This window comes from Mesorhizobium sp. XAP4 (assembly GCF_029269325.1).
Classification (GTDB): Bacteria; Pseudomonadota; Alphaproteobacteria; order Rhizobiales; family Rhizobiaceae; genus Mesorhizobium; species Mesorhizobium ciceri.
On sequence record NZ_JARIXW010000004.1, the window covers coordinates 220,883 to 233,937 of the forward strand.

Consider the following 13,055-nt stretch of genomic DNA (forward strand, 5'->3'; position numbering starts at 1 on the left):
TCGTTGTACGATAGAAATCTTCTATCGTTCCGTTTGACTAACCCTGTCTAGCGGAACGGTTGGCATGGAAATCGTCCGCCAGCGCCATTGCCTCGTCCAGCAGCGCCGAGACCAAAGGTGTGTGCGGTTCGCGCGGTGTCGCCACCAGGCCGACCGTGTGGCTGGCGTCTGGTTCGATGATTGGAATGGCCCGGATCGGTTCGGAAAAGCCGAATGTTTCCGCAAGGTTGAGCGGCATGATCGACGACCATTTGCCGGTGCGGATGTGCGAAAACAGCACGATCATCGAATTGGATTCCAGCGTCGGTCGCACCTGCACGCCGGCTTCGGCCAGATGCTGGTCGATGATGCGGCGGTTCTGCATGTCCGGCGTCAACAGGCACAGCGGCAGGCTTGAGAGCTCCGCCCATGTCACTTTGTCGCGGTCGGAATAGGGATTTCCCATCGCGGTGATCAGTTGGTAGCGCTCGTCATAGAGCGGCACGCTGGTCACCCGCCCCAGCGGCTCGTTGTCGAGATAGGTGATGCCGGCATCGATGTCGAAATTGCCGAGCAGCGACAGCACCTCGATCGAAGTCCGCGACAGCACCGAAAAGGTGACGCCGGGATGCTTTTCGCGAAATGGCGTCGTCAGCCGCGGCAGCATGGCGAGCGCCGTCGGGATGGCGGCGATGCGGATACGGCCCGAAAGTCCGTGGCGCGCCGCGCGCATTTCCTCGCGCATGGTCCTGGTGTCGCCGACGATGCGGCGTGCCCACACCAGCACCTGTTTTCCCTCCGGCGTCAGCCCCTGGAAGCGTGAGCCGCGCAGAACCAGCATGACGCCAAGCTGGCCTTCCAACTGCTTGATGCCGGCCGACAGCGTCGGCTGCGTGACGCCGCACACCTCCGCCGCCCGGCCGAAATGCTCCTCCCTGGCGAGCGCGATGAAGAATTCCAGCTTGTCGATCATGTGATCTTTCCGGTCGTTCGCTGCAAGGTCGGGGAAATTGTGCTCTACCGCAAGCGCCACGCACAATTGCCCTGCATCCACACCTTTAAGCCGGCTACCTGTTTCCCGCGGCTGAATGCGGCGCTATGTGGATGAAACTGGGAGATCGACCATGCTGGGCTGGTTCCGCAAGCTTTTGCCGCGCGAAGATCGCTTCTTCGACCTGTTCGAACGACATTCCCGCACCGTGGTCGGCGGCGCCGAGGCGCTGGAGCAGCTTCTCCAGGGCAGGGATATCGATCTCTGGTGCCAGAAAATCATCGATCTCGAAGATGAGGCCGACCACATCACCGCGGAAGTCCTGCTGGCTGTACGGCGCTCCTTCATCACGCCTTTCGATCGCGGCGACATCAAGGACCTGATCCAGTCGATGGATGACGCCATCGATATGATGCACAAGACGGTCAAGACGGTGAAGCTGTTCGAGCGCAAGGAGTTCGATCCGCTGATGCAGGAAATGGGTGGCGTCATCGTCGCCGCCGCCAAGCTGGTGGCCGAGGCGATCCCGCTGCTCAACAAGGTCGCAACGCATACTGTGCGCCTCAACGCCATCGCCGAAGAGGTGATGCGCGTCGAAAGCCGGGCCGACGACCTGCACGAGCAAGGGCTGAAGGATCTCTTCAGGAAGCACGGCAGCAGCGATCCGATGGCCTATATGATCGGAAGCGAGATTTATGGCCAACTGGAAAAGGTGGTCGACCGCTTCGAGGACGTCGCCAACGAGATCAGCGGCATCGTCATTGAGAATGTCTAGGTGATGGAAGCAACCATTGCCTTTCCCGTGCTGGCCGGCCTCGTCGCCGTCGCACTGTTCTTCGACTTTCTCAACGGCCTGCACGACGCCGCCAATTCCATCGCCACCATCGTTTCCACCCGCGTGCTGCGGCCGCAATATGCGGTGCTGTGGGCGGCATTCTTCAATTTCATCGCCTTCATGTTCTTCGGCCTCCACGTTGCCGAGACCGTAGGCAAAGGCATCGTCGACGTCAGCATCGTCACCCCGGCGGTGATCTTTGCAGCCCTGGTCGGCGCCATCGTCTGGAACATCGTCACCTGGATCGCCGGCATCCCTTCGAGCAGCTCGCATGCGCTGATCGGCGGCCTGGTCGGCGCCGGTGTTGCGAAGGCAGGCGTGGGCGCCATCGTTTGGACCGGGCTTGGCAAGACGGTCGCGGCAATCGTCTTGTCGCCAGCGACGGGCTTTATCCTGGCGCTCGTCCTGGTTCTCGTCGTCTCGTGGCTCTTCGTGCGCCAGACGCCGTTTGCGGTCGACAGCACCTTCCGCGTCATGCAGTTCTTTTCCGCCTCGCTCTATTCCCTCGGGCACGGCGGCAATGACGCCCAGAAGACCATGGGCATCATCGCCGTGCTGCTCTATTCGCAAGGCATGCTCGGCGCGACTTTCTACGTGCCGCTGTGGGTGGTCCTCACTTGCCAGTCGGCACTGGCGCTCGGCACCCTGTTCGGCGGCTGGCGCATCGTCCACACCATGGGCTCGAAGATCACCCGGCTGAACCCGATGCAGGGTTTTTGCGCCGAAACCGGTGGGGCGATCACGCTGTTTGCGGCGACCTGGCTCGGCGTTCCCGTATCGACCACCCACACCATCACCGGCGCCATCATCGGCGTCGGCGCCGCCCGCCGCGTCTCGGCCGTGCGCTGGGGCATTGCCGGCAACATCGTCATCGCCTGGATCGTTACCTTGCCGGCCACCGCTTTGATTTCGGCGCTCACCTACCTCGCGGTTGGCCTGGCGAGGTGAGGTGAAGAAATCTACCTGTCCACAAGGTTCAGGATGTTGCCGTCTGGATCCTTGAACCAGGCAACTTTCATTCCGTAACCGACGTGGAGATCGCCCTCCAGCGTCAAGCCCGGCATCTGATAGTGCTGGAAGGCGACGCCCTTCGACTTCAGCTCCTTGACGATGTTGCCGATCTCGTCGCCAACCATCCAGGTCACCGCTGTCGCCTTGTTGGTTCCGGCAAATTGGGAATGATAGACGTTGAGGGTGGTATCGCCGCTTTTGTACACGATCAGTTCGCCCCCCTCATCCTGCACCTGTTTCAGGCCAAGCGTTCCTTCGTAGAAAGCCTTGGCCTTTGCCAGATCGCTTACCGCCAGATTTGCCGTTGCGTTGCTGTTTGCGAGCATAATCGCCTCCTTCTCGGCTTGTCGGTCCCGTGCTGGTCGTTGAAATATGTCGCTGCGATCGTTTGGCGACTGTCGGCTGGATTGATTGCTGGCCGCATCGGCGCTCGCTTATCTGGAGGACGTTTGGCGCGGATGAAATCCGGCAGGACCCGCCGGTTTTTCAGGCACGCCAAGACAGCCATTGCTCCACGGCTTGGTTCTGTCCGGAAACTGCATTATCTCAGGTGCAAGCTGCATCTCAGGCGCAAGCTGCGTAAGGAAAAACTGCCATGTCCGTCACCAAGGAAATCGTCACCGAGCGTCTGAAGACGGTCAACGGGCCGGATTTCACCGGCAACATCGTCGACCTCGGCATGGTTTCGGAAATTTTCATCGCCGACGGGAAGGTCTTCTTCTCGATTACCGTTCCCGCCGCCCGCGCCCAGGAAATGGAGCCGCTGCGCGCCGCTGCCGAGCGTGTCGTCAAGGCGATCCCCGGTGTCGCCGGCGCCGTCGTCGCGCTGACGGCGGAGAAGAAGGGCGGCGGCATGGAGGCGCCGGTTCCATCGCGCCCCGCACCCAGGCCCGTTCCGCCGGCTGCGCCCGCTGCCGCCGCGCCGCGTGCGGCTCCGCACGCGCCGGCCTCGCACAGCTCGGGCAAGCGTGGCGTACCCGGTATCGAGGCGATCATTGCCGTTGCTTCCGGCAAGGGCGGCGTCGGCAAGTCGACCACCGCCGTCAACATCGCGCTCGGCCTCGCCGCCAACGGCCTGCGCGTCGGCGTGCTCGATGCCGACATCTACGGCCCGTCCATGCCAAGGCTGCTCAACATCCACGGCCGGCCGCAGACCGTCGACGGCAAGATCCTGAAACCGATGGAGAATTACGGCCTGAAGGTGATGTCGATGGGTTTCCTCGTCGACGAGGAAACGCCGATGATCTGGCGTGGTCCGATGGTGATGTCGGCACTGACGCAGATGCTGCGTGAAGTCGAATGGGGCCGTCTCGACGTGCTCGTCGTCGACATGCCGCCCGGCACCGGCGACGCGCAGCTGACCATGGCCCAACAGGTGCCGCTGGCTGGCGCCGTCATCGTCTCGACGCCGCAGGACCTGGCCCTGATCGACGCGCGAAAAGGCCTCAACATGTTCAAGAAGGTCGACGTGCCGCTGCTCGGCATCGTCGAGAACATGAGCTATTTCATCGCCCCGGACACCGGCAAGCGCTACGACATCTTCGGTCATGGCGGGGCGCGGCGCGAGGCCGAGCGCCTTGGCGTCACCTTCCTCGGCGAGGTGCCGCTCGAGATGGGCATTCGCGAAAGCTCGGATGCCGGCACGCCGGTTGTCGTCTCCAAGCCCGACGGCGCCGAGGCGAAAATCTACCGCGACATCGCCTCGAAGGTCTGGGACCGGGTTAACGAAGAGCGTGGTGCTGCGGCAGCGGCGGTGCCGAGTATTGTTTTCGAGTAGCTTGTTCGGTAGCCGCCGCCGCTCTGCAGCCTAGGCCGCGCCGACCTTCTCGCCGAAGCTGGAAAAAAACTGTCCGGCCAGTTTCTTCGAGGTCGATTCGATCAACCGGCTGCCGAGCTGGGCGATCTTGCCGCCGACATCGGCCTTGGCCGCGTAGTTCAATATCGTGGCGTCGGGTCCATCTGCCGTCAGCGTCACGTCGGCGCCACCCTTGGCGAAGCCTGCAATGCCGCCCTTGCCTTCGCCCTGGATGGTGTAGGAGTGCGGCGGCTTCAGGTTCTTCAGCGTCACTTCGCCGTTGAACGTCGCCTTGATCGGTCCGATCTTCACCACCACGGTTGCCGCCATCTCGGTCGGCGACTTCATCTCCAGGCTCTGGCAACCGGGAATGGTCGCCTTCAAGACCTCGGGATCGTTCAGCGCTTCCCACACTTTTTGCAGCGGTGCGGCAATGCGCTCCTCGCCTTCGATCACCAAAGCCATGAAAACCTCCCGGACAAGACTGTCCGAACCCGTAACGCACGGCTTGGTGCGTGTCTATCGCACCAAAGTCCGGTTGCGACCGCACGCCCTCTTGCCTGCTCCCGCGCGTTGCCATATCGATTTGTCTTACAAATACGGAGACCATGATGGCAGGCGCCCCCACCCATAAGAAAAAATTTCGCTCGCAGGAGTGGTTCGACAATCCCGACAATCCGGGCATGACGGCTCTCTATCTCGAGCGCTATCTCAATTACGGCCTGACGCGCGCCGAACTGATGTCCGGCAAGCCGCTGATCGGCATCGCCCAGACCGGCTCGGATCTGTCGCCCTGCAACCGTCATCATATCGAACTGGCCAAGCGTGTGCGCGAAGGCATCGTCTCGATGGGCGGTATTCCGTTCGAGTTCCCCTGCCATCCGATCCAGGAGACCGGCAAGCGCCCGACCGCAGCGCTCGACCGCAACCTTGCCTATCTCAGCCTGGTCGAGGTGCTTTACGGCTACCCGCTCGATGGCGTCGTGCTGACCATCGGTTGCGACAAGACGACGCCGGCGCTGCTGATGGCAGCGGCCACCGTCAACATTCCGGCGATCGCGCTGTCGGTCGGGCCGATGCTCAATGGCTGGCACAAGGGCAAGCGCACCGGCTCCGGTACCATCGTCTGGGAATCACGCCAGCGCCTGTCGGCCGGCGAGATCGATTATGACGAGTTCATGGACATCGTCGCCTCGTCGGCGCCGTCCACCGGCTATTGCAACACCATGGGCACCGCCACCACGATGAACTCGCTGGCCGAGGCGCTTGGCATGCAGTTGCCGGGCTCGGCCGCCATTCCCGCGCCCTACCGCGAGCGTGGCCAGATTTCCTATGAGACCGGAAAACGCATCGTCGAGATGGTGCATGAGGATCTGAAGCCGTCCGACATCATGACGAGAGAGGCTTTCGAGAACGCCATCGTCGTCAATTCGGCCATTGGCGGCTCGACCAACGCGCCGATCCACCTCAATGCCATCGCCCGCCACCTTGGTGTCAAGCTCGACAATGACGACTGGCAGACGGTCGGCCTCAATGTGCCGCTGCTGGTCAATTTGCAGCCGACGGGCGAATATCTTGGCGAGGACTACCATCATGCCGGCGGCGTGCCGGCGGTCATTGCCGAACTGATGAAGGGCGACCTGTTGCCGCATCCCGGCGCACGCACCGTCAACGGCAAGTCGATCGGCGAGAATAGCGAGGGCGTCGCCAACGAAAACCCCGACGTCATCCGCTCTGTCGCCAAGCCGCTGAAGGCCAATGCCGGCTTCATCAACCTCAGGGGCAATCTGTTCGATTCGGCGATCATGAAGACCAGCGGCATCTCGCCCGAGTTTCGCGAGCGCTATCTGTCCAATCCTAGGGATCCCGAGGCTTTCGAAGGCAACGCCATGGTTTTCGACGGGCCGGAGGATTACCACGCCCGCATCGACGACCCGGCGCAAGGCATCGACGAACACACCATCCTGTTCATGCGCGGCGCCGGCCCGGTCGGCTATCCCGGCGGTGCCGAGGTCGTCAACATGCAGCCGCCGGCCTATCTCATCAAGAAGGGCATCCACGCGCTCGCCTGCATCGGGGACGGCCGCCAGTCGGGCACGTCGGGTTCGCCGTCGATCCTCAACGCCTCGCCGGAAGCGGCGATCGGCGGCGGACTGGCGCTGCTCAAGACGGGCGACCGGGTCCGCATCGACTTGCGCAAGGGCACGGCCGACATCCTCGTCACCGACGACGAGATCACCCGGCGCCGCGCCGAACTGCAGAACAATGGCGGCTTCCACTATCCCGAGCACCAGACGCCCTGGCAGGAGATCCAGCGCGGTATGGTCGCGCAGTTTTCGGAGGGAATGGTGCTGAAGCCGGCGGTGAAATACCAGGATGTCGCGCACACCAGCGGTGTCCCCAGGGACAATCATTGATTCTGGATCGACGGATGGCGGCTTGATCAAATCAGGCCGCCGTCGGTTTTCCGGTCAGCGTGTTGCATCGCGGCCGGGTAGGTCGAGAACGGCCACCGTCCTTGACAAGCGCGCCCAAGAAATCCACCATCATGACAAGGGGTGCATCGCGACGACCCCGTGAGGCGTCAGCCCAACGTTCGCGTCCAAGCTTCTCTTTTCAGGAGGTGGACGCCATGCCGTCAACAACCGCTATCACCGTACCGCAATTGTCCCGGCTCATAGGTCTGCCGGGCGCCCCAGTCATTGTCGATGTTCGCATAGATGAAGATTTCGACGCCGATCCGCGGCTGTTGCCGGCGTCGTGCCGTCGCGATTTCAAAACCGTTTCAAGCTGGGCGGCCACGTTCGCCGGCAAGCCGGTGGCCGTCGTTTGCCAGAGGGGGCAAAAGCTCTCGCAAGGCGTGACCGCATGGCTGCGCCATGAGGGGATATCAGCTGAATCTCTCGAAGGCGGGTTTGAGGCCTGGCGCGATGCCGGAGGGCTTTTGGCCCGCACCGCCAAGATGCCGCCACGCAATGAAAAGGGCGCCACCGTCTGGGTGACGCGATCGCGCCCGAAGGTCGACCGCATCGCTTGCCCGTGGCTGATCCGGCGTTTCGTCGACCCCGACGCAGTGTTCCTGTTCGTCGAACCCGCTGAAGTGTTGGCTGTTGCCGACCGCTTTCAGGCCGTGCCGTTCGACATCGACAATGTGTTTTGGAGCCATCGCGGCGAGCGCTGCACCTTCGACACGATGATCGAGGAGTTCGGGCTGGAATCCGCGGCGCTCGATGGCCTCGCTGCAATCGTGCGCGCGGCCGACACTGCAAGCCTCGACCTGGTGCCTCAGGCGGCCGGCTTTCTGGCTGCCTCGCTTGGTTTGTCGCGTATGTACCGCGACGATCTGGAACAACTGGAAGCAGGCATGCTGCTCTACGACGCGTTCTTCCGCTGGTGTCGCGACGCCACCGAAGAAACGCACAACTGGCCGGCTGCGGGTAAGCCGTCGTGACCGCTCTTGTCCCGGACAATAAGGCGGGAACCGTCCCGGTGCCGGCTGCACCAACCTTCACCGAGGCCGTGAAGGTCTGGGCGAAAATCGGATTGCTCAGCTTTGGCGGTCCGGCCGGGCAGATCGCGCTGATGCACAAGGAACTGGTCGAGGAGCGGCGCTGGATCGGTGAGCGGCGTTTCCTGCACGCGCTGAACTACTGCATGTTGCTGCCTGGCCCGGAAGCCCAGCAACTCGCCATCTACATCGGTTGGCTGCTGCACAGGACGGCCGGCGGCCTTGTCGCCGGCATCCTGTTCGTCTTGCCGGGCGCGCTCGTCATGCTCGCCTTGAGCAGCCTCTACGTCCTCTATGGCGACGTGCCGCTTGTCGCGGCGCTGTTTTTCGGGGTCAAGGCGGCTGTGCTTGCCATTGTCGTCGGGGCGGTGGTCCGGATCAGCCGGCGTGCCCTCAAGAACCGGGTCATGGTGTCGATCGCGGTCGCGGCGTTCATCGCCATCTATGCGTTGAATGTGCCCTTTCCGCTCATCGTCCTGCTAGCCGGCCTGACGGGATGGCTGGGGGATCGCATTGCTCCCGGCCTGTTTTCCGGCTCGGCCCATGGCAAGGACGATGTTGCCGACTTCAAGGGAGCGGTCGACCTGATGTTCGAACGTGGCGAACTGGCCCATGTCAAACCGACCAGATGGCATGCACCGCGCACCGTCGCGATCTGGCTGCCGCTCTGGCTCGGGCCTGTTCTTTTAATCTGGTGGTTCACCGGCTCTGCAAGCGTCTGGACCGAGATAGGCCGGTTCTTCAGTCTCATGGCTGTCGTCACCTTCGGTGGCGCCTATGCGGTCCTCGCTTATGTCGCACAGGCAGCCGTCCAGTCCTTCGGCTGGCTGGCGCCGGGTGAAATGGTCGATGGCCTTGGGCTCGCCGAAACGACGCCAGGGCCGCTCATCCTGGTGCTGCAGTTCGTCGGCTTCATCGCCGCGTTCCGCCATTCCGGCTCGCTGGACCCGTTGGTTGCCGGATCGCTGGGGGCTTTGCTCACTCTGTGGGTGACGTTCACGCCTTGCTTCTTCTGGATATTCCTCGGTGCGCCCTACATCGAGGCCTTGCGCGGCAACAAGGCACTGTCGGCCGCACTGGGCGCGATCACCGCCGCCGTTGTCGGGGTAATTATGAATCTGGCCCTATGGTTTGCCTTGCACGTCATCTTCCGTGAGGTGCACGCGACGGGCCTTGGCATGAACGTGCCGGTGCCTTCGTCGATCGACTGGCGCGCGGCCTTGCTTTCCGTGGCCGCCATGGTCGCCATCCTGAAGCTGAAAGTCGGCATGCTGCCGACACTCGCGCTATCCGCCCTTGCAGGGATCTTGCTGGCGGCGGCTGGTTAGACAGCACCGCCTTTGCAATCCGCTTGCCCACCACCTAAGTGGGCTGGAAATGGAAGGAAACATCATGGCCGGACGGCGATCTTCCCTCGGCTTCCTCGGAGTGTTCGGCCGTTCGGGCGATTTGAGGCAGCTCGACGATGCATTGCGCGGCGCCGATCTGCATCCAGCCCTTGTGCCGGAGGGCGTGAAGCTTACCCTCGTCAATCTCATGAAGGATCGCTGGCCCGACGAGCCGCCACCGGGCACCTATGCGTCGGTGGCACAATTATGCAGCTATTGCATCGCGGGTCCCGAAACCTTCGAGCAAGCCAATGGCCATGAGCGGACGCTGGGAGCCGAGCGCCGCATCGAGGCGGCGCTTGAAGCCGGTGACAGCCTCGACGCGCAGATCGTGCTGATGACGCTGCATGCCAAGCTCATCAACCCCGAAGTCGTCGACCGATACGGGCTCAGCGCTGAATGACGCGAAAGGCAAGATCTGCCTGATTCTCCTAGAGCAATTCTAGGAAAAGTGTGAGCGGTTTTCCGTCTAGAATTGCGTCAAAACAAAGAGTTAGAGCAGATCGCCGTTTCCGTGAAACGGTGAATGCTCTAAGGCAGCCGAGCCGTTCAGGCCCGGCTGATCTCCTCGAGATACCAGCCGATGTAGCGCAGTTCGTTGTATTCCATCGGCGCGATAGGTCCGGGCACGAAATAGTGCGAGCGCACGCCGCGCGCAGTGTGCTCGATGATCTTCTTGTCCTCTTCGGTAGTGATCTTCCACAGCCAGGTCAGCTTCTCCAGATCGTAATCCTGGCCCTCGACCGCGTCGCCGCGCACCAGCCAGATCAGCTCCATCTCGCAGGTGCCAGCCGTTTTCGGGATGAAGCGGTAGATCATGCCGTGATCGGGATAGCATACGAGGAAGGTCGTACCGCCGAGATGGATGGAAGTGACGCCACCGTCATAGTCGGAGAAGCGTCCCATCAGCGGGGCCACCGGCGATCCATCCTGGCTGCCGCTCGAAACGCCGTCATAGAGCGCATAGCGGAAGGTGTGGATTGCTTCCTGACCGGCCGCCGAGTTCTGCCAGCGGTTGGCGCTGCCGATCTCGATGCCGAGCGCGCAGGTGCGTTGCTCCATCGCCGCATTGAGCTGCTCGATCATTTCTGCCGGCTTTTCCAGCGCATGCGTCTGCGAATATTCCGGATGCGCCGGCCCGCAATGGTAACATTCGACATAGTTCTCGACGGCGAGCTTCCAGTTGGCGTCGAGCGGATAGGACTGACGATACGCAACCTTGGCGTCGCCCCAGCCATACTGGCCGCAGCTCGTTCGCAGCGACTGTTCGATAGGATCGAAATCGAGCGGCGTCTCGGCGAAGGAAATGAAGACCAGACCGGATGCGACGCGGGCATGAAGCTTCTTCAGGCCGTGCGCCGTGCGGTCGAAATCCTTCGGCATCAGGCGGGCAGCGCGCAACGATCCGTCATTGGAATAGGCCCAGGCGTGGTAGGGGCACACGAACATCTTCGCGTTGCCCTTCTGCTTAGTGCAGACCTCGGCGCCGCGGTGGCGACAGACGTTGAGCATGGCATGCACGGTGCCATCCATGCCGCGTGTCAGGATGACCGCCTCGTCGCCCAGTTTGAACAGCTCGAAATCGCCGGGGTTCGGGATAACGCTGGCGTGGGCCAGGCAATGCCAGTGGCGGCGAAAGACCCGTTCCATGTCGCGCTCGAAGATCGCCGGGTCATGATAGAAGGCACGCACCAGGCCGTGGCCTGGCCGATGAGATGCCACCAGCCGATCGATCGCGTCGCCGTCGGTGGGGGCTTGCTGGATAGGATGCACACTCATTTGTCGTTCTGCCCGATGGTTGGTCGTGTATGGCTGTATGGCTGCACGAGACTTGTCTCCGGTCAGCCGCCCATATGCGTGCGCGGCAGGTGGATCAGGTTGCCGAAACGGGCACGCAATCTGTCGTCGACCTGTTTTGGCACATGGCGCGGAAATCGTTCGGCAAGAATGCGCTTCTTCTCGGTGATCGCACGCAGCAATATATCAGGCCGGCCTTTTTCGTTCCATTCCTTCGGCGAGGAACGATCGCCGAGGGCAGGATAGAAGTGCTCGGTCTGCATCAGCTTGAGCGTTTGTTCGTTGTCGAGATAGTGGCCCGGACCCTTGAGGCAGACCTCCGCGATGCTGTCGATCGACAGGGCCTCGTCAGTCACGTCGATGCCACGCGCGCAGCCCAGGCAATGACCGAGCATGTCGTTGTCGATGACCAGGCTCTCCAGGCAGAAGCCGAGCAGCGAGGCATGCATGCCGGCCGCCTCATAGACGAGGTTGAGGCCGGAGAGGCCGGCCATCACATTGGTGATGCCCTTTTCGTAGCCGGACTGAATGTCGGGCAATTTCGAATCCGTCATGCCGGCGGCGGAGCCACCGGGCAGGTCGTAGAATTGCGCCATCTGGGCACAGGCCGCCGTTGCCACCGACTGCTCGGCCGACCCGCCGGCCATGGCGCCGGTGCGCAGGTCGGACATGAACGGCCATGCGCCGAAGATCGCCGGATGGCCGGGCTTGAGCGCGTTGACATAGACCAGGCCGGCCAGCACTTCGGCCACTGCCTGCACGACGGCGCCGGCCATCGCCGCGGGTGCCGTCGTGCCGGACTGGCCGGTCGACAGCAGCAGGATCGGGATGCCGCCTTCGACGCAGGCCTCGAGCACGCCGCAGGCATCCTCGGCGAACCTCATCGGCGGCACGACGAATGAATTGGAGTTGGAAACGAATGGCCGGGCGCGGAAATTCTCCTCGCCTCCGGCGATGGCGTACAGCATTTCAAGTGCAGGCTTCACGTTCTCACGCACCGTGAAGGATGTTCCGACGTGCTTCGATGTTCCCATCACACAGGCATAAAGCGTGTTGAAATCCATCTCGAGCGGATCGGCGATGTCGCGCGCCACCATCGGCCGCTGGAAGAAATGAATGTTGTCCAGCCCGTCGACGATGCGGGCGGCATCATAAATATCCTGCAGCTTGGATTCGCGGTACTCACGCTTCTCCAGATCCACCAGGTGCACGGCGATGCCTGCCGTGCCGTAGTGCACGCGCTTGCCCTGGACCACCATGTCGTGCCTGGGGTCCTGGCCATGAAGCGTGAAATGTCGTGCCGCCCGCTTGATGGTGTCGAGCACGAGCGCGCGCGGAAAGCGGACCCGGCCATCGTCGCCATGGATCGCCCCCACCTTGGTCAGCACCTTTATGCAGGAAGGAATGGCGTTGGCGAAACCCACTGTCTCCAGAAGCGTCAGTACGCCTTCGTGGATACGCTCGCGGTCATCCCCGCGAAGCGGCCCGTAGCCGCCGCCCTCGATGGCCTTGTGCTGTGGTCTGGTATCCTCCACCAGGGGAGATGATCGCATGGCATGTCCTGTTTCGCGAAGACCGGAGCGTTGTGGACGACGGTTCGCCGGCGTGTCCTGCTGTTCGACAGCCACTGGCATGGAGCACTCCAACTTCGTCGGCAGGAACTCGTGGCGGTTGGTCCACCATCGGCCTGCTTCTTCCCCTGATGACGCCGACTATGCCGCCGGCACTGGCCCATCCTATGGGCCAGCTGG

The 13,055-nt window shown here is 62.6% G+C and carries 12 protein-coding genes; 7 read left to right on the forward strand and 5 right to left on the reverse strand.

Going from position 1 to position 13,055, the window contains the following annotated elements; genetic code table 11:
- Nucleotides 1-37: 37 nt before the first annotated feature.
- Complete coding sequence (locus P3C39_RS18680; protein ID WP_013528010.1) at nucleotides 38-952, reverse strand: LysR family transcriptional regulator; 915 nt, start codon at nucleotides 950-952, stop codon at nucleotides 38-40.
- Between the two features lie 151 nt (nucleotides 953-1,103).
- Here P3C39_RS18680 and P3C39_RS18685 point away from each other — a divergent pair, with 151 nt between their 5' ends.
- Together P3C39_RS18685 and P3C39_RS18690 are read left to right on the forward strand one after the other, a co-directional pair.
- On the forward strand, nucleotides 1,104-1,745 hold the full coding sequence (locus P3C39_RS18685) for a DUF47 domain-containing protein (RefSeq protein WP_013528009.1): 642 nt from the start codon (nucleotides 1,104-1,106) through the stop codon (nucleotides 1,743-1,745).
- 3 nt (nucleotides 1,746-1,748) lie between these two features.
- A complete protein-coding gene (locus P3C39_RS18690) occupies nucleotides 1,749-2,753 on the forward strand; it encodes an inorganic phosphate transporter (RefSeq protein WP_013528008.1) in 1,005 nt (334 codons plus the stop codon).
- 11 nt (nucleotides 2,754-2,764) lie between these two features.
- Here the strand turns inward: P3C39_RS18690 and P3C39_RS18695 are convergent, their stop codons facing one another.
- Entirely contained in the window at nucleotides 2,765-3,142 is a 378-nt protein-coding gene (locus P3C39_RS18695) for a VOC family protein (RefSeq protein ID WP_013528007.1), read from the reverse strand.
- 269 nt (nucleotides 3,143-3,411) lie between these two features.
- On the opposite strand from P3C39_RS18695, the gene P3C39_RS18700 reads away from it, so the two are divergent.
- Entirely contained in the window at nucleotides 3,412-4,593 is a 1,182-nt protein-coding gene (locus tag P3C39_RS18700; protein ID WP_013528006.1) for an Mrp/NBP35 family ATP-binding protein, read from the forward strand.
- Between the two features lie 30 nt (nucleotides 4,594-4,623).
- On the opposite strand, the gene P3C39_RS18705 is transcribed toward P3C39_RS18700, so the two are convergent.
- Complete coding sequence (locus P3C39_RS18705) at nucleotides 4,624-5,076, reverse strand: carbon monoxide dehydrogenase subunit G (protein WP_013528005.1); 453 nt, start codon at nucleotides 5,074-5,076, stop codon at nucleotides 4,624-4,626.
- A 146-nt stretch (nucleotides 5,077-5,222) separates the two neighbouring features.
- On the opposite strand from P3C39_RS18705, the gene P3C39_RS18710 reads away from it, so the two are divergent.
- The 4 genes from P3C39_RS18710 (at nucleotide 5,223) to P3C39_RS18725 (ending at nucleotide 9,910) form a co-directional block, all read left to right on the forward strand.
- Nucleotides 5,223-7,028 (forward strand): IlvD/Edd family dehydratase, encoded by a 1,806-nt coding sequence (locus P3C39_RS18710; RefSeq protein ID WP_013528004.1) that lies wholly within the window; start codon nucleotides 5,223-5,225, stop codon nucleotides 7,026-7,028.
- Nucleotides 7,029-7,243: 215 nt separating this feature from the next.
- Nucleotides 7,244-8,062: a chromate resistance protein ChrB domain-containing protein gene (locus P3C39_RS18715; RefSeq protein ID WP_275954121.1), complete on the forward strand. Its 819-nt coding sequence runs from the start codon at nucleotides 7,244-7,246 to the stop codon at nucleotides 8,060-8,062.
- Entirely contained in the window at nucleotides 8,059-9,447 is a 1,389-nt protein-coding gene (gene chrA, locus P3C39_RS18720) for a chromate efflux transporter (protein ID WP_275954120.1), read from the forward strand. The genes P3C39_RS18715 and chrA overlap by 4 nt, the downstream gene beginning before the upstream one ends.
- A gap of 64 nt (nucleotides 9,448-9,511) precedes the next feature.
- Nucleotides 9,512-9,910 (forward strand): hypothetical protein, encoded by a 399-nt coding sequence (locus tag P3C39_RS18725; RefSeq protein ID WP_082826722.1) that lies wholly within the window; start codon nucleotides 9,512-9,514, stop codon nucleotides 9,908-9,910.
- A gap of 146 nt (nucleotides 9,911-10,056) precedes the next feature.
- Here the strand turns inward: P3C39_RS18725 and P3C39_RS18730 are convergent, their stop codons facing one another.
- Together P3C39_RS18730 and P3C39_RS18735 are read right to left on the reverse strand one after the other, a co-directional pair.
- Entirely contained in the window at nucleotides 10,057-11,286 is a 1,230-nt protein-coding gene (locus P3C39_RS18730) for an aromatic ring-hydroxylating dioxygenase subunit alpha (RefSeq protein ID WP_063171129.1), read from the reverse strand.
- Between the two features lie 62 nt (nucleotides 11,287-11,348).
- On the reverse strand, nucleotides 11,349-12,938 hold the full coding sequence (locus tag P3C39_RS18735) for a trimethylamine methyltransferase family protein (protein WP_024503381.1): 1,590 nt from the start codon (nucleotides 12,936-12,938) through the stop codon (nucleotides 11,349-11,351).
- Nucleotides 12,939-13,055: the final 117 nt, after the last annotated feature.